This window comes from Hyella patelloides LEGE 07179, from assembly GCF_900659865.1.
Classification (GTDB): domain Bacteria; phylum Cyanobacteriota; class Cyanobacteriia; order Cyanobacteriales; family Xenococcaceae; genus Hyella; species Hyella patelloides.
On the sequence record NZ_LR213805.1, the window covers coordinates 1 to 16278 of the forward strand.

Sequence of the window (16278 nt, forward strand, 5' to 3'; positions counted from 1 at the left end):
TATGAACACCGTGACAAGGGTATTTTAGGTTTTGCAGAGAATACGAGCAATCCTTTAGCTTTTTTAGATAACTAAATCAAGTGAATAACTAAATAAATTCAAATCAGAAGTATCATGTTAAAAAAAAACTTACGCCGTTTAAATCAAATAATTCGTAACTGGTCTTACTTTCTAATTTGTATTTCAGTAGCAAGCCTTGTTATTTTAACCAATTCCCATCCACTCAAATCTCAAGAAATATTTTTTTCTAAATCGATTTCTGAACCCCAAGAAAAGTTGAATCTTGTAGATTTAGAAAAATTTTCTGACATGATTGCTGGACTAGAAAAAAAATGGGAACACGATTATGAACGTTATTTTCGGCGCAATTTCTCCAATCGCGATCGCTCAGCTACAAAAATCGCCGAGCATTTAACAGAAATCCAGCAGCAAGCAGGAATTCGACCAGCAGTTATTTGGGCAGTTCCCACAGATGATTTTTTAGAATTGATGCTAATTACTCCCGACGAACAATTTGTCACAAAATTCGTTAGAGGAGCAAATCGAGAACTGCTAACTGAAAGAGTTGAGGAATTAGAGTCAGGAATTGAAGCAGGTGCTGCCGATCCTAATTCACTGAAATATTTACCGCCAGCCAGACTTATTTACCAATGGATGTTTGAGCCTCTAGAGCCTTATTTAGAAGCGGAAAACATTGATACTTTGTTGCTCTGCACTGGACCTACTCTACGCTCTCTACCTTTTGCTGCGCTACACGACGGCGAAAGGTTTATTGTTGAAAAATATAATATAGCCCGTATTCCTGCCTTCAATTTAACTGATACTGATTATGAACCTAAGCCAGAGCAACAGGTTTTAGCTATGGGGGCATCAGAATTTGATGATTTACCGCCATTACCAGGTATTACAGTAGAACTAGAAACAATCGTACCAAAATTGTGGTCAGGGCAGAAACTAATCAACCAAGCCTTTACTATCCAAAATCTCATGAATGCTCATAAATCAGGAGGCTTTGATATTATTCATATTGCTTCTCATGCCAAATTCAACTCAGGTTCACCAGAAAATTCTTTTATTCAGTTTAGCGATCGCAAATTAAGTTTAGATCAAATTGCCAATTTAGAATTAAATCTTCCTCCAGTAGACTTATTAGTTCTTAGCTCTTGTGACACTGCTTTGGGTGATCGAGATGCAGAGTTTGGTTTTGCTGGATTAGCTATGCAGGCGGGAGTAAAATCTGCTTTAGCCAGTCTATGGAGTATTGATGATACGGGAACAGTGGTTTTGATGAGTAAGTTTTATCAACAATTAAGATCGACTCCTATTAAAGCTGCTGCTTTAAGACAAGCTCAAATTAGTGTATTAAAACAAAAAGTTTTTGTGGAAAAAACTGAGGTTAAAGGTTTAGAAGTTGAGGTAAATTTGCCCCCTACAATTACAGGAGAAGAATCGAGAAACTTTCAACATCCCTTTTACTGGGCAGGATTTACAATTATTGGTAATCCCTGGTAGTTATAGTTACCAAACATAGTCAAGGTAAGTTGTTGCATCGATACTGCGATCGCTGTATTTGAGGTTTTGCTGAGAATATCAGTAATCCTTGAGCTTTTTTAGATAGTTAAGTAAAAATACGGAAAAACTTGTATAGATTATAAATTCCGTTAAAACGGGAGCTTCGGGCGATCGCTTTTAAAATTCATGAGTTGTGACTTTAATGGTTTTCCTTCTATAGTGTTCTCCTCTTTTTAAGAAAGTTAAGAAAGAGAGAAATAGAGTTTTATCAAGACTCTAATGCTCCCTCTATTAGCTCATGCTCGATTAACTTTCGGGTAATTGTGCTGGTTGCATTGGCTCAATCTGGGGTTGATTTTCAGTTCTTACCCAAGTTGTAAATCGGCTAGGCTGTACACAAGCGGCACCATCTAAAGTAGTTTTCAGTTTGGTGCTGAAAGACTCGAACATTTCCACTAACGCTTGACGGTCGGTCAAACAGCCTTGGAGAGCGGTAAGTTGCTCTAAAGTCCAGTTATACAGTTGGGTGTCTCCTTGTTCAATTCTGAGATATAGTTGGGTTTCAAATTGTCCTAAGCGGGAATAGAAGTTATTGACCTCTTCTCTAATAGACTGCACATCGAGGAAGAATTGTTGTTTCCTCATATCGGAGAATAAGGTTGCTTTCAAAGAATCAGTAAAGTTTTGGTTTAGCTCATTGTGGACGATGGAAGTGACATCATCGCGGAAGTTGAGCATGGTATTTTCTAGTTTGACATTAATGCGATCGTCAACATCGTTAATCACATTATTGACAACTACTTGAAAGCTATTATCGGTCTTATTCTCCACTATAGAATTAATTCGTCGGTCTAAATCTACTTGGATTTGGTTGATTACTCCTTTCTTAATGTTTTGGCTTTGATTTTCAATTTTTAAACCCACCGCAGCATCAATGCGTTTATCGATGTCTGCTTGTAGCTGTTGATTGACTAAGTTAGTAATTTCTGGAGTTTGGTCGGATAGTTTCAGATTCACGACAGAATCAATGCGTTTATCGATATCTGCTTGTAGTTGCTGAATGATTAAGTTTTTCAGGTTGGGAGAGCGATCTGTAATTTTAATGTCAACTACCGAATCAATGCGTTTATCGATGTCTTCTTGTAATAACTGAACCACTTGATGATTAATTTCTGTGGCTTGATTTTCAATTTTGTGATCGACAATCGTGGTAATCTGTCGCTCCATTTCTTCTTGTAGCTGTCCGACAACTTGATGATTAATTTCTGTAGCTTGATTGTCGATTTTGATATTTACTACAGCGTCAATACGACGGTCGATATCTTCTTGCAATTGTTGAACGACTTGGTTTTTAATTTCCGTAGAGCGATCGCTGACTTTAAGATTAACCGCAGAATCAATACGGCGATCTATATCTTCTTGTAGTTGTTGGACGACTTGGTTTTTAATTTCTGTTGAGCGATCGCTGAGTCGGAGATTGATTTGCTCGTCTACCATCGCAGTCATTCTATTTTCGATCAGTTCCTGAAGACGATTATCGAAATAACCAGACCAAGCTTGGAAATTATGATTAAAGCTAGCTTCCATCTGTTGAGTGATGGATTTCGTCATAAACTCAATCCGCGCTACCTTCATTGCCAGGTCTTTGGCTTGAGTTTGATAGCCTTTGAGAATCCATTTTTCCAGATTGTCCCAATAATAGGCTTCTTTTTTCTCGTCTTGTTCGTCAGTTACCGTCACGGAACTCTCGATTTGGGCTGCCATTTGCTGCCACATTTGTTCCATTTGAGCTTCATCAAAGCGGAAATTAAAACTACTACTTCCGTTATAGCTAGTGGAACTACTCGAACTACTTGAACTACCTACAACTCCTACCGCAACCTGACTTTCATTTTCTACGGACTTACTGGTTGATGTAGTAGTGCTTCCCTGTTGACGACTACTATTGCTATTTTGCTGTTTTTCGTATTCTTGGGCTAACTCAGTAACGCTAATCGGTTCTATCCCTAGAACAATTTGTCCTTGATTGTCTTCTTTATAGGTATCAAAAAAGAATCCTGAAACAGTAGTTTTTGCTTTAACTTCTAAAATAAATTCGTCTTGGAATCCGTTTAAAGAACACCAAGTTTCGTCTCCTTCGATTCCTGTAAGTTTCGGTACAAATTTGCCAGCTTTAATTTGGATTAAAGTCCAAGGTTCGAGGTCAAACTTCTGATCATCTGACCAATAACTAGCATTGCCTTCCCGAATTTTAAGGCGATAATTACCAGGTTCTAGTTCGATAAAATTATGACCCCATTGCTTCAAACTAGACAGATTATTTTCATTGAGGACATAACAGTTTTGCTTGCTATCGATTGTTAAACATTGAGCAGAAAAAGATGGCTGATCGCCAGTAATTGTCAGATCGACAGAACCGCTATTTTCAGTCTGATTGACATCAAAGAACAAACCACAGAGAACGGCTTTATCTTTAACTTCTAATCGTAAGCGGTCGTTATATCCATTTAAAGTTGTCCAGGTTGCACCAGATTCAACACCAGTCTTGTGATTGATAAAGGTACTGCCATTTTCGCCATAAATCCAAAGTAAAACTAAAGGTTCTCCTTCTGTACTACTCTTGGCAAAACTGTAGCGACCGCTAGCAATTTTGATTTCATAAGTGCCTCGCTCGAAAGCAAAGGTATTGGCAACATTTTGTTGCAGATCGTTCATTCCATCAGGATCGATAACGTAGCAGTTGTTTTTGGTATCGATGGTTAATAGCTGCATGGCTTCTTCTACTGTGTTTTCAGATTGTTTCTTAGCGGTTACTTTTGCAGGAGTTTTTTTAGTTTGTGCTGTTGCTGGTTGATAAGTAGTCATACCAGCCCAACGACCGAGAGGATCGGTTTCGGTGACCAAAGTTCCTTGTCCTGTCTTGGTATCGATGCGAATTAATTGACCGTCCTTTCCTAAGTCAAAAAAGTTACCCGTTACGCCATACAGAACATCTCCGACAAACTCCATACTGGCGAGGTCGGGAAAGCCAATATCGCCGATAATTTTGACTTTATTGGTATCGAGATTACAGCTTGCCAGAAATTTTTTACGGTCAGAACCAATTAGAGTAATGTAAGCGCGACCATTTTCGTCAAAAGCAATTTCACCACAACCTCTTTTACCCCGACTTACTTTAGTTGCAGGTTTACCACGACCTGTTTCGAGATCGATCGCAATTAATTGTTTAGCAGCAGAAGCATAAAGAGTTTTCCGTTGACGGTTATATGCTAGACCAACAACATAAAAGCCAATATCCCCAATTACAGTAGCATCTCCCGTAGCAGGATCTATTTTGACTAGGCAAGTAGTTTCCCGATCTTTTTCTTGATCTAATCCGTATAGATGCGAATCGACAGAAGCAATGTCATAAACATCATTGGTAATCGCACCAACTAATTCTGCTTTTCCCGTTGTGAGATCGAGTTGATATAAATTACTGACTTTGTCTGAAGTACAATCTTGGACATAGACGGTACAAGGCTGAAGTTCAAAATTATTAGTCATTTTCAGTTGTTTCCTTGGTTGAAAGAAGGAAAGGATATTTTTGAACATAGAACAAATGAATATCAAGGAATTATCCTCCCTGATTTCCAAAGAGCATTTACGTCATATTCAACATCTGTCGATTGGTTAACCAATCTTAATTTAATGACAAGTTATTTTTTCATTGGCAGAAAACAGCAAATGATTTTTAAGGCTAAATTACTAGCTATAAAACCTAAATTAAATTTACTATCTAAATTCAGAGAGTATCTGTAGTTCCAGATTCCTCAATCAACCACGATCAAATCTCTCAAACAAATTGGAATTTGGATAGGCTTGTCAATATTTACTTTACTAAAAATAAGTATTTTTATGTCTTTCTTTACATTTATTAAATTTTTGATCGTGAGTCAAAAAACTGTGGGATAGCTAACGAGATCGTTCCAACTCCATTGCTGATAGGTTAATCTCAGACAATTAAGTTATTAATCTTGCGGGATTACCGAAAGCTTTCTAATGTATCAAAAATGTAAATTTTGCGATCGCTATCAATAAAAAATGCCCAAAACTGATAATTTTTTAGGCACTTTTCAAATATACGAGAACGATCGAGATCGATCAAATTAAATTAATCCTGCTGCTGTATCAGGAGAATTAGCCAACTCAGCTAATCTTTCTTGTTGATCCTGAGAAATACAAGACTGAATAATGTTATCAATATCTCCTTCCAAAGAATTAGCTAAAGCAAAGTTTTGTCCCAATCTATGATCGGTAATGCGATTATCTTTGTAGTTGTAAGTACGAATTTTTTCAGAACGCGCTCCTGTGCCTACTTGCGATCGCCTCATGGACGTGACTTCTTCTTGTTGTTCGGCTAATTGCATTTCATAGAGTTTTGCTCTTAAGATTTGCATGGCTCGTTCGCGGTTTTGTAGCTGCGATCGCTCTTCCGTACAGAAAATACGAATTCCTGTAGGTTTATGGATTAAATCTACTGCGGTTTCTACCTTGTTGACGTTTTGTCCCCCAGCACCACCTGAACGAGCAGTTTTCATTTCGATATCTTTGGGATCGATTTTGACTTCCACATCATCTACTTCGGGCATAATAGCCACTGTAGCAGTAGATGTATGAACCCTTCCCCCAGCTTCGGTAACAGGAACTCTTTGTACTCGGTGTACCCCTGCTTCAAACTTGAGTTGACTGTAAACAGAATCCCCTTGAATTTCGAGGATTGCTTCTTTAAAGCCTCCCATATCGGCAGTAGACTCACTCAAAAGCTTAACAGTCCAGTTTTGAACTTCCGCATAACGAGAATACATCCGCACCAAATCACCAGCCCAGATACTCGCTTCATCACCACCAGTACCAGCCCGAATTTCTAACATGATGTTCTTATCATCGTTAGGATCGCGGGGTAACAAGAGAATTTTGAGTCGTTCTTCTAACTGAGTAATTTTCTCTTCTAATTCTTCAACTTCCATTGCTGCCATTTCCTTCATTTCAGGATCGCTAGCAGATTCTTTAACAATTTCTTTTGCTCCTACCAATTCCTCGGTAGCTTCTTGCCATTCTCTGTAAGTATTAACAGTTTCTTCCAAAGAAGATCGAGCTTTTGCTACTTTTTGTAATTCATCGGGATTAGTCGCAATATCAGGATCGCCCAAGCGACGAGTTAATTCCTCAAAAGTTTGCTCTACTGATTTGAGTTTTTCTAATAAATAAGCTTCAGCCATGATTCAACACTCCTGAAAGTATAATGTAAGTTCAATAAATAAAATAAAGTCTGAAAATACAAACAACCCAGCAGCCAAAAACTTGACTACTGGGTTGCTAAATTTTATTTGTTTGCTACTTCTTTGGCTCGGAATCAGAAGCTTCTGCACTAGAATCGAGCATACCGTACTTGCGTAGAAAGCGGTCAACTCGTCCTTCTGTATCAATAATTTTTTGTGTTCCTGTGTAAAAGGGGTGATTTCCTGACCATACATCAACATTAATTTCTGGTTGAGTAGAACCAACAGTCATTACGACTTCACCGTTACAAATAACTTTAGCTTCAGGATACCAAGTAGGATGGATATCTGGTTTTGGCATAATACAACTTTCCTTCGCTGGAGATAATTAAGTTTAACGTTTAGAGAATTGAGGAGCTTTACGAGCTTTGTGCAATCCATACTTCTTACGCTCTTTACAGCGAGGATCGCGGGTTAAATAGCCTTCTGTTTTCAAAGGTTGACGATTACTAGGATCTTGAACGCATAATGCTCTAGCTACTCCTAATTTTACCGCATCTGCTTGACCAGTGAGTCCACCACCGTGAGCATTTACCAGAATATCGTACTCATTTTCAAAACCTAAAGTTTCCAAGGGAGATTTGAGAGAGTTGACATAACCAGGAATGCGGTTAAAATAATCTTCTCCAGATTTGCCGTTAACGACTACTTTGCCTTCACCTGGGACAAGACGAACTCTAGCGATCGCAGATTTACGACGACCAGTACCCCAATATACTACTCTATCTTGACTTTCTGTTCCTTCCATTAGTTACCTCTTGCGGGAATTGTATTGATAATTAAAGTTTCTGGCTTTTGTGCTGTATGGGGATGTTCTGTACCTGCATACACTTTGAGTTTGGTAAACAGTTTGCGACCTAAAGCATTTTTAGGTAACATCCCTTTGACTGCTTTTTCGATAATTCTTTCGGGAATACGAGCTTTTAATTGGTCAAAAGTTTCTACTTTCATCCCCCCTGGTCTTCCAGAGTGACGACGATAAAGCTTTTGTTCGTTTTTTCTACCAGTAACAACAACTTTATCTGCATTAACTACAACAACAAAATCTCCAGTGTCCATGTGAGGAGTATAAGTAGGTTTGTTTTTGCCTCGTAGAATCATGGCAATTTCTGTAGCTAAACGACCCAAACGCTGGTCAGCAGCGTCTACAACATACCATTTTTGTTCTAGGGTATCTTTTGTTGGTAAAGGTGTTTTACTCATTTTTTTTAATGATAGGTAATTTTTTCTTTATAAAGGAAATTTTAGGGAGCTAAAACATAAGTAGGTTGAGTATCAAACCAAATTTCTGGGGAAAAGGGAAAGACAGGATATCCCACTCTTAATAAGCAAAGCCCCTTAGCTGGTGCTGAGTACTTAACTTTTTCTCGCTGGCGATTTTGCCATAATTCAGTAAAACTTGTAGGAGACAGGTTGCCTACGCCTACTTCTATCAAAAGTCCTACCAATAATCGCATCATGCCATACAAAAAACCATCAGCTTGAATCTCTAGATGCAGAAACGAATTTTGTCGATAGCATTGAGCTACCTGAACATCAACCCAAGAATGCTTTCTATTCGATCCTGTTCTTCTAAAAGCTGATAGCTCATGTTTCCCAACCAAGGGGTCTAAAGCTTGTTGGATAGCTGTTTCATCTAAAGGAGCACGATAGTAATGCCAGGATACAGATTTGACAAACAAATTAGGCAGTTTGTCTGTATAAATTGTATAACGATAGCGTCTCCAACTTGCTGAAAAACAAGCGTGCCAATCATTAGGGACTTGCGCTGAGGCTCTAATTAGGATACCTTCTGGTAATCGAGAATTAAGGATTTTTGCCCATTTGTGGGGCGGTATTGGCCCTATGTAGTTAAAATGAGCTACTTGGGCTGCTGCATGAACTCCTGCATCTGTTCTTCCTGCACCATAGATAGTTACAGGTTTATTTGTTGCAGAAGCAAGTGCAGTTTCAATCTCTCCTTGTATAGTCCGTCCAATGGGCTGTCTTTGCCAACCGTTATATTTAGTACCTATATACTGAATTATAAGTGCTACTCTTTGTGCAGATGGATTTCGCTGTTCTGAGTCGTAAGTATTCATCACAGTCGATCCATGCTCTTGTCAGACTAGCTCAATAATTGCCATTTCTGCATTATCTCCACGACGGCGTTTAGTTCTCACAATGCGAGTATAACCACCTTGGCGGTCGCCATAACGATTGTTAACTTCTTGAAAAAGTTGACTAACTAATTCTTTGTCGTAAAGATAGCTCATGGCTCTCCGTCTAGCAGCAAGAGAGCCATCTTTAGCTAAAGTGATCATTCTTTCCACTTCACTACGTACTGCTTTAGCGCGAGTTTTGGTAGTGGTAATTTGACCATGACGGATAATTTGAGTAGCTAGAGAGCGCAAAAGGGCTTTCCTCTGATCTGCTGGTAGTCCTAATTGGGGGACTTTACATCTATGACGCATGATTTTTGTTTTTTTATTTAACTTTTACCTGATTTTTCTTGAGGCAAAGTAATGCCCAAACGCTTTTGCAAAGCCTCAATTACTTCATCGGCAGATTTTTGACCGAAGTTTTTGATCTCAAGGAGGTCTTCTTGAGTGTAATCTAACAGGTCAGAAACAGAATTAATTTGCGCTCGCTTTAAACAATTGTAAGCTCTGACTGATAATTGCAACTCTTCGATGGGGATTTGACTTGTGGGATCTTCATCTTCTTGAATCTCATCATGAATTTCTTCTAAAGTCAGGTCTTTTAGCGGATTAAACATATCCACCACTATTCCTGCTGCTTGAGACAAAGCTTCTTCAGGTTTGATACTACCGTTAGTCCAAATCTCCATCATGAGTCTTTCTCTGACTGCCGAACCATCTACCCTGGCATCTTCAACAGTAAAATTGACCTTGGTAACGGGCATAAATATGGCATCTATTTGCAGGAAATCTAAAGAACTCCCTTCGTCTCTGCCCCTTTCAACGGCTTTGTAACCTTTACCTTTCTCAATTTTGAACTCCATTTCTAAAGAAGCTCCGTCTGCTAAAGTAGCGACATATTGATTGGGATCGATTGACTCTACACCCGTAGGTAGAAGAAACTGATTAGCGGTTACTGTCCCAGGACCAGTAGCAACTAGACGACCAATTTCAGGCTGGTTAGTGTAGCTTTTGAGAATAATCTCTTTCATATTGAGAATAATCTCTAAAACATCTTCTCTAACCCCTTCGATGGTGGCAAATTCGTGGGTAGCAAAACCAAAATGATGTTCTTGCTTACTTTCATCTTTTGCCATTCCTCCACCAATTCGGATTGCGGTAATCGCTGTTCCTTCAAGATTAGATAGCAGTACCCTTCTTAGCGCATTACCAAGGGTTGTACCTTGACCACGCTCTAGGGGTTCAATGACAAACTTACTATATTGATGTTGATTTTTCTGTGTTTTGGATTCTACACACTCAATTTGAAATTGTGCCACAGATTGACCTCCCTGACCTTTGACAGCGACTGACTCGTACTTTGGGCAATATAGCCAAAGAGTGTTTAATCACTAGAATATTAATTTAGTATTTTTATACTCTGCGTCGTTTTGGTGGACGACATCCATTATGAGGAATCGGAGTTACATCACGAATAAGAGTAATTTCTAATCCTACTGCCTGTAATGCCCTAATAGCGGTTTCTCGACCAGCACCAGGGCCACTTACCATAACTTCTATTTGGCGCATTCCTTGATCCATTGCTTTTCTTCCTGCACCATCGGCTGCGGTTTGAGCAGCAAAGGGAGTTCCTTTTTTGGCTCCTTTAAAACCACTAGAGCCAGCAGAAGCCCAAGATACTACATCCCCCCTAGTGTCAGATATAGTAACGATGGTATTGTTGAAGGTAGATTGAATGTGAGCTACTCCGTTAGGAATATTTTTTTTCTGTTTTCTTGCGCCGCTTTTTCTTTTTGGTTGCGCCATTGTAATTCAATTAAAAAACTAGTTAGGTTGATTGAGTTTAATGCTTTACTTTCTGGGTGCTTTTTTCTTACCCGCTACGGTAAGTTTTCTACCTCGACGAGTACGACCATTAGTTCTGGTTCTTTGTCCGCGAACTGGTAAGCCCATACGGTGACGGCGACCTCGGTAAGTACCAATATCTGCCAACCTTTTAATGTTCATTGCTTCCCAGCGTCTCAAGTCTCCTTCGACTTGGTAGCTAGCTTCGATATGGGCGCGTAGTTTGGCAATATCTTCATCAGATAAATCTCTGACTCGAGTATCGGGGTTTACCCCTGTTGTTGCTAAGATATTTTGAGAACTGGACAATCCAATCCCAAAAATATAAGTCAGCCCAATTTCGACGCGTTTATCACGGGGAAGGTCGACACCTGAAATCCGTGCCACGTGTTTATTCTCCTTATTTTTGTTTGGTTTACATGAATCTTAATGGTTCGTAATGATGGGAGTAACTTATCCTTGGCGTTGTTTATGTTTCGGATTGTTACAAATCACCATAACGCGACCGCGTCTTTTGATGACACGGCATTTTTCACACATTTTCTTGACTGATGGTCTAACTTTCATCCCTATCTGTCTGCAACACTGCAAGCCTATAATTATACTTATATTTCGATCTGATGTCAAAGTCCCTGTGTTATTATAGTATGGTTAAAAATTTATACTACAAAAACTGGAGTACTATTTATTTTTGAGGCGATAAGTAATTCTTCCTTTTGTTAAGTCATAAGGGGTAAGTTCCACTTTAACGCGATCGCCAGGAAGGATTTTGATATAATTGCGACGTATCTTGCCAGAAATATGAGCTAGTACATTAAACCCATTATCTAGATCGACACGAAACATAGCATTGGGTAGAGACTCTGTCACCGTCCCTTCCATTTCAATTAGGTCTTGTTTTGACAATTGAGATTTCCTCCGTTGGGGGTTGATTTTTGCTCACAAATCTTAATTATTAATAATTGCTTGCAAAGAATTAGTTACTTCTGTCATTGAAAGATTGCCATTAATCGATTTTAAAGAACCACGTTCAGAATAGTAATTAGTTACAGGTACAGTATCTTGATGATAAATCTCTAAACGACGACGAATAGTGGATTCATTATCGTCTTTTCTCTTTCTTTCTAATAAACGTTCGATGAGAATTTCGGTAGGAACTTCAAGATTGAGAACTAGATCTGCCGTTGAGCCTAGTTCAGCGAGTAATTTGTCTAGAAAAGCAGCTTGACTTACATTACGGGGAAAACCATCTAGAATCCAACCTTCTTTAGTATCTGGTTGACTAAGGCGTTCTTTGATTAGATCGAGAATTAATTCATCAGGAACTAATTCGCCTCGATCCATATAACCTTGAGCCTTTTGTCCTAAAATAGTCTTATCTTTAACGGCTGCTCTTAAAATGTCCCCCGTGGAAATGTGAGGTATGGAGTATATTTCTGACAATAATTGTGCTTGAGTGCCTTTTCCTGCGCCAGGAGGACCCAAAAAAATCAATTTTTTCACTGCTCTTTATACTGATAACAGAAAAAAGTAACTCTGCGATTATCTTAAAATAGATATTTGGTTGTCACTTGAATTCCGTTGTTTGTATCCTCCAAAAAAATTAGTTACGTCTCAGAAGAAATAAACGATCGCATCGTTATTTATTGCTTAACCATTCCCTCATAACGTTGAGAAATCACGTAGGTTTGTATTTGTTTTGCGGTGTCAATAGCCACACCTACTAAAATCAGTAAAGATGTAGCACCAAAACCGTTGAATGTTTGTACTCTGGTAGCTGCTTCAATCAAGCTGGGAACTGTTACCACGATTGCCAAGAAGATTGCACCCAACAAAGTTAAACGATTCATTACTTTTTCTAGGTAAGCACTTGTAGCTTTACCAGGACGAATCCCAGGAATGGAAGTACCCATCTTTTTCAAGTTTTGGGACATATCCACAGGATTCATAATGAGAGAGGCGTAGAAGTAACTAAAGAAGAGAATTAAAAGAGATTGAAAAGCGATCGCTATCCAGTTAATTTCTCCTCTCAAGGGAGTGACTGCGTTAGCAAATTGTGCCAAAATACGACCAAAAGTACTATCTCCATTAGCAAACTGGGCCAAAGAAGTAGGCAAACTGATTACAGCAGTGGCAAAAATAATTGGCATAACACCACCCTGGTTAAGTCTTAAAGGCAAATAACTGGTTCTCTCGCGATACAATCTTCTACCTACTTGACGACGAGCAGAAATAATGGGAATTCTTCTTGTCCCTTCTTGGACAAAAACAATCCCGACGATAGTAACTAAAAAAACTAAAATTAAGATAACAACTTGAGCTACAGCTTCTCTGCCACCCTGTTGAGCAAATTCGATGGTGTTACCCAAATTTTTAGGCAAGGTAGCAACAATGTTGATAAAAATCAACAGAGAAGCTCCGTTACCAATACCTCGTTCAGTGATTAGCTCGGAAACCCACATGACAAACATTGAGCCAGCAGTTAGAGCCAATACTGTTTCTAAAATAAACCAAATTCCTGGTTCTACCGCATAAGGGCGAAGTAAACCAACGGTTAAACCAGAGCTTTGAAGAATTGCCCATCCTAAAGCAATATAACGAGTAATCTGAGAAATTTTGCGTCTTCCAGCTTCTCCTTCATTTTTTTGTAAATCTTCTAAAGCGGGAATAGCAGCCGTTAATAGCTGCATAATTATAGAAGCATTAATAAAAGGTAAAATTCCTAGAGCAAAAATCCCCAAAGCTGATAAACCTCCCCCTGTAAAGATATCTAAGAATCCTAATACGGGAAGGTTTTGTACTGCTTCGGCGAATCTAACTCGATCGATCCCTGGTACGGGGATAAATATGCCTAAACGAACTAATACTAAAAGACCGATGGTAATTAGCAGCCGACCCCGAAGACCAGCAGCTTGCGCCATCTGTAAAAATGTTTCTTGTGCAGTAGGTGTTTTATCTCGAACCATGCAAGGCTACCTCTATCTTGGTGGGAAGTAAATTAAGTTATTAGGTGAAAATCTTATATTGTTTTTATTGTTACACCTTCAAACTTATGATATATCAAGTGGAGTATCTTGCTTAATTGGTGATTACTTCACAGCTACCACCAGCAGCTTCAATTTTAGTTTTAGCACTGTTGGTAAAAGCTGCTGCTTTAACGGTAAGAGCAACGGAAAGCTCACCATTACCTAGAATTTTTAAAGGACCATCGTTTGTGGTAACTACACCATTTTCTAACAAAGAATCTAAGGTTACTTCTGTATTAGCAGGTAAAGAGGCTAACTTTTCTACGTTAATAATGGTGTAATGTTTTTGATTAACTAATTGAAAATGTTTTAGTTTGGGAACACGGCGATACAAAGGCATTTGACCCCCTTCAAATCCTGGTTTTGTGCCAGTACCAGAACGAGATTTTTGACCCCGCATTCCAAAACCACAGCTAGCTCCCTGTCCAGCAGAAATGCCACGACCGACTCTGCGTTTACGTTTTTTAGAACCTGGTTGAGGGGCTATTTCATTTAATTTCATTGCTCGATATTCTCCTAGATGTAATTTTTAAGCATACAATTGTTCTAGCGAAATACCTCTTTCTTTTGCTACTTCAGAGAAAGTGCGTAAACCATTAAGAGCGTCAATTGCTGCTCTAGCATTGTTCAAAGGGTTATTAGAACCTAACTGTTTAGCTAAAATATTCTTAATTCCCGCAAGCTCTAGAACAGTACGTACAGCACCCCCTGCAATTACCCCAGTACCAGGAGCAGCAGGACGCATAAATACTTTAGCTCCTCCAGAAATGCCATTGGTAACATGAGATATCGAACTAGCTTTGTTGAGGGATACTTCTACTAGTTGTTTCTTGGCATCTGCAACACCTTTACGGACAGCACCAATAACATCAGCAGCTTTTCCGACACCAACACCTACTTGACCTTTTTCATTGCCCACAACCACAATGGCGCGGAAACTTAGTTTTTTACCGCCTTTTACTACTTTACTAACACGGCGAATTTGAACAACTCTTTCTTGCCAGTTAGAATCTTTTTCTTTTGAGCGACTTTTTTTGCGAGATTTGGTTTTTGCCATGATTTGTAATGAAGATTTTGCTAAAAATTAAAAGTCCAGACCTGCTTCGCGAGCAGCATCCGCCAGAGATTGAATTCTGCCGTGGTAGAGATTGCCTCCACGGTCAAAAACCACTCTAGTAACTCCCTTAGCTAAAGTTCTTTGGGCAACCAGTTTCCCCACCGCAGAAGAAGCGTCACGAGTAGCAGTCGCGCTGATGCTTTGCTTAACATCGGGATCTAAGGTAGATGCAGCAGCCAAGGTATGCTGTGCTACATCATCAATTACTTGGGCATAGATATGATTGTTGGAGCGAAACACTGACAAACGAGGACGCTCTGGAGTTCCACTTACTTTTTTGCGTATACGTTGGTGACGACGACCAACTGATTTTTTGCGAGATAATTTCATAGTGTTTATTTACCTGTCTTACCTGCTTTACGTCTTACTTGTTCTCCAAGGTAACGAATTCCTTTTCCTTTATATGGTTCAGGAGGTCTAACTGCTCGAATTCTGGCAGCAACGTTGCCCAAGACTTCTTTATCAATACCGTTGAGGACTACTTCGGTATTCTTTTCTACAGCTACCTGGATTCCTTCTGGCATCTGCATTTCTACTGGGTTACTGTAGCCAACATTCAGGGTCAATTTTTTACCTTGAGCTTGGGCGCGATAACCTACCCCTTGAATTTGCAGTCTTTTTTCAAAACCTTTGGATACACCCTCTACCATATTCGCTACCAAAGTACGAGAAAGACCATGACGTTGACGGGCAATACGAGAGTTGTTTTCGGGGGATACTTTTACAGTGGAACCTTCTTGTGCAACCACTATCGCACTGGGTAATTCTCTTGATAAAGTGCCTTTTGGTCCTTTAATAGTGACATGACGACCTTTAATATCCACAGATACTTGATCTGGGATTGGAACGGGCTGCTTGCCAATTCGTGACATAAATAATTACTCCTTAAATTACCAGACGTAACAGAGGATTTCTCCTCCAACGCCCTGACGACGGGCTTCGCGGTCTGTCATTACTCCACGGGAAGTGGATACAATAGCAATGCCAATTCCGCCTAATACACGAGGTATGTCTTTGCGTTTAGAATAAACCCTCAATCCTGGTTTACTGACTCTTTTAAGTCTACTAATAGTTGGTTGGCGATTTTTACCATGATATTTAAGAGAAATAGCGAGGTATTTTTTTATACCTTCTCCTGTTTCTTCATATTCACCGATAAAGCCTTCTTCCTTGAGTACCTGAGCAATACTTCGAGTCATGTTTGTTGCAGGTACTTGAGTTGTTGGATGCTTGACCATACAGGCATTACGAATGCGGGTTAGCATATCTGAGATAGTATCGTTTGCTGCCATTATTCCCTTTTGTTATCTCCCGAT

General features: G+C 39.3%; 20 protein-coding genes. 1 reads left to right on the forward strand and 19 read right to left on the reverse strand.

Going from position 1 to position 16278, the window contains the following annotated elements; all coding sequences use genetic code 11:
• Positions 1-114: 114 nt before the first annotated feature.
• Positions 115-1512 carry a CHAT domain-containing protein gene (locus H1P_RS08500; RefSeq protein ID WP_246141536.1) on the forward strand — a complete coding sequence of 466 codons (1398 nt, stop codon included), beginning with the start codon at positions 115-117 and terminating at the stop codon, positions 1510-1512.
• A 306-nt stretch (positions 1513-1818) separates the two neighbouring features.
• On the opposite strand, the gene H1P_RS08505 is transcribed toward H1P_RS08500, so the two are convergent.
• From H1P_RS08505 to rpsH, 19 genes are all read right to left on the reverse strand, one after another.
• Positions 1819-5058 (reverse strand): DUF445 domain-containing protein, encoded by a 3240-nt coding sequence (locus H1P_RS08505; protein ID WP_222426986.1) that lies wholly within the window; start codon positions 5056-5058, stop codon positions 1819-1821.
• Positions 5059-5660: 602 nt separating this feature from the next.
• The gene (gene prfA, locus H1P_RS08510; RefSeq protein WP_144866201.1) at positions 5661-6773 is read right to left on the reverse strand and encodes a peptide chain release factor 1; all 1113 of its coding nucleotides are present in this window, start codon (positions 6771-6773) and stop codon (positions 5661-5663) included.
• Between the two features lie 115 nt (positions 6774-6888).
• Complete coding sequence (gene rpmE, locus H1P_RS08515; RefSeq protein ID WP_144866203.1) at positions 6889-7134, reverse strand: 50S ribosomal protein L31; 246 nt, start codon at positions 7132-7134, stop codon at positions 6889-6891.
• Between the two features lie 33 nt (positions 7135-7167).
• Positions 7168-7581: a 30S ribosomal protein S9 gene (gene rpsI / locus H1P_RS08520; RefSeq protein WP_144866205.1), complete on the reverse strand. Its 414-nt coding sequence runs from the start codon at positions 7579-7581 to the stop codon at positions 7168-7170.
• Positions 7581-8036 (reverse strand): 50S ribosomal protein L13, encoded by a 456-nt coding sequence (rplM, locus tag H1P_RS08525; RefSeq protein WP_144866207.1) that lies wholly within the window; start codon positions 8034-8036, stop codon positions 7581-7583. The genes rpsI and rplM overlap by 1 nt, the downstream gene beginning before the upstream one ends.
• A 41-nt stretch (positions 8037-8077) precedes the next feature.
• The gene (truA, locus tag H1P_RS08530; RefSeq protein WP_144866209.1) at positions 8078-8914 is read right to left on the reverse strand and encodes a tRNA pseudouridine(38-40) synthase TruA; all 837 of its coding nucleotides are present in this window, start codon (positions 8912-8914) and stop codon (positions 8078-8080) included.
• 21 nt (positions 8915-8935) lie between these two features.
• A complete protein-coding gene (rplQ, locus tag H1P_RS08535) occupies positions 8936-9286 on the reverse strand; it encodes a 50S ribosomal protein L17 (RefSeq protein WP_144866211.1) in 351 nt (116 codons plus the stop codon).
• 17 nt (positions 9287-9303) lie between these two features.
• Positions 9304-10293: a DNA-directed RNA polymerase subunit alpha gene (locus H1P_RS08540; protein ID WP_144866212.1), complete on the reverse strand. Its 990-nt coding sequence runs from the start codon at positions 10291-10293 to the stop codon at positions 9304-9306.
• Positions 10294-10387: 94 nt separating this feature from the next.
• Positions 10388-10780, reverse strand: coding sequence for a 30S ribosomal protein S11 (gene rpsK, locus H1P_RS08545; protein ID WP_144866214.1), 393 nt, complete (start codon positions 10778-10780; stop codon positions 10388-10390).
• A 45-nt stretch (positions 10781-10825) separates the two neighbouring features.
• Positions 10826-11206: a 30S ribosomal protein S13 gene (rpsM, locus tag H1P_RS08550; RefSeq protein ID WP_144866216.1), complete on the reverse strand. Its 381-nt coding sequence runs from the start codon at positions 11204-11206 to the stop codon at positions 10826-10828.
• A 66-nt stretch (positions 11207-11272) separates the two neighbouring features.
• Positions 11273-11386 carry a 50S ribosomal protein L36 gene (rpmJ, locus tag H1P_RS08555; RefSeq protein ID WP_144866282.1) on the reverse strand — a complete coding sequence of 38 codons (114 nt, stop codon included), beginning with the start codon at positions 11384-11386 and terminating at the stop codon, positions 11273-11275.
• A gap of 114 nt (positions 11387-11500) precedes the next feature.
• A complete protein-coding gene (gene infA, locus H1P_RS08560) occupies positions 11501-11725 on the reverse strand; it encodes a translation initiation factor IF-1 (protein WP_144866218.1) in 225 nt (74 codons plus the stop codon).
• A gap of 42 nt (positions 11726-11767) precedes the next feature.
• Entirely contained in the window at positions 11768-12322 is a 555-nt protein-coding gene (locus tag H1P_RS08565; protein WP_144866220.1) for an adenylate kinase, read from the reverse strand.
• A gap of 140 nt (positions 12323-12462) precedes the next feature.
• Positions 12463-13785 carry a preprotein translocase subunit SecY gene (secY, locus tag H1P_RS08570; RefSeq protein WP_144866222.1) on the reverse strand — a complete coding sequence of 441 codons (1323 nt, stop codon included), beginning with the start codon at positions 13783-13785 and terminating at the stop codon, positions 12463-12465.
• 112 nt (positions 13786-13897) lie between these two features.
• Positions 13898-14347: a 50S ribosomal protein L15 gene (gene rplO / locus H1P_RS08575; RefSeq protein ID WP_144866224.1), complete on the reverse strand. Its 450-nt coding sequence runs from the start codon at positions 14345-14347 to the stop codon at positions 13898-13900.
• A gap of 27 nt (positions 14348-14374) precedes the next feature.
• Positions 14375-14902: a 30S ribosomal protein S5 gene (gene rpsE / locus H1P_RS08580; RefSeq protein WP_144866225.1), complete on the reverse strand. Its 528-nt coding sequence runs from the start codon at positions 14900-14902 to the stop codon at positions 14375-14377.
• Positions 14903-14929: 27 nt separating this feature from the next.
• Positions 14930-15292 (reverse strand): 50S ribosomal protein L18, encoded by a 363-nt coding sequence (rplR, locus tag H1P_RS08585; RefSeq protein ID WP_144866227.1) that lies wholly within the window; start codon positions 15290-15292, stop codon positions 14930-14932.
• A gap of 5 nt (positions 15293-15297) precedes the next feature.
• Positions 15298-15834: a 50S ribosomal protein L6 gene (gene rplF, locus H1P_RS08590; protein WP_144866229.1), complete on the reverse strand. Its 537-nt coding sequence runs from the start codon at positions 15832-15834 to the stop codon at positions 15298-15300.
• Between the two features lie 18 nt (positions 15835-15852).
• Positions 15853-16254, reverse strand: coding sequence for a 30S ribosomal protein S8 (gene rpsH, locus H1P_RS08595; RefSeq protein ID WP_144866231.1), 402 nt, complete (start codon positions 16252-16254; stop codon positions 15853-15855).
• Positions 16255-16278: the final 24 nt, after the last annotated feature.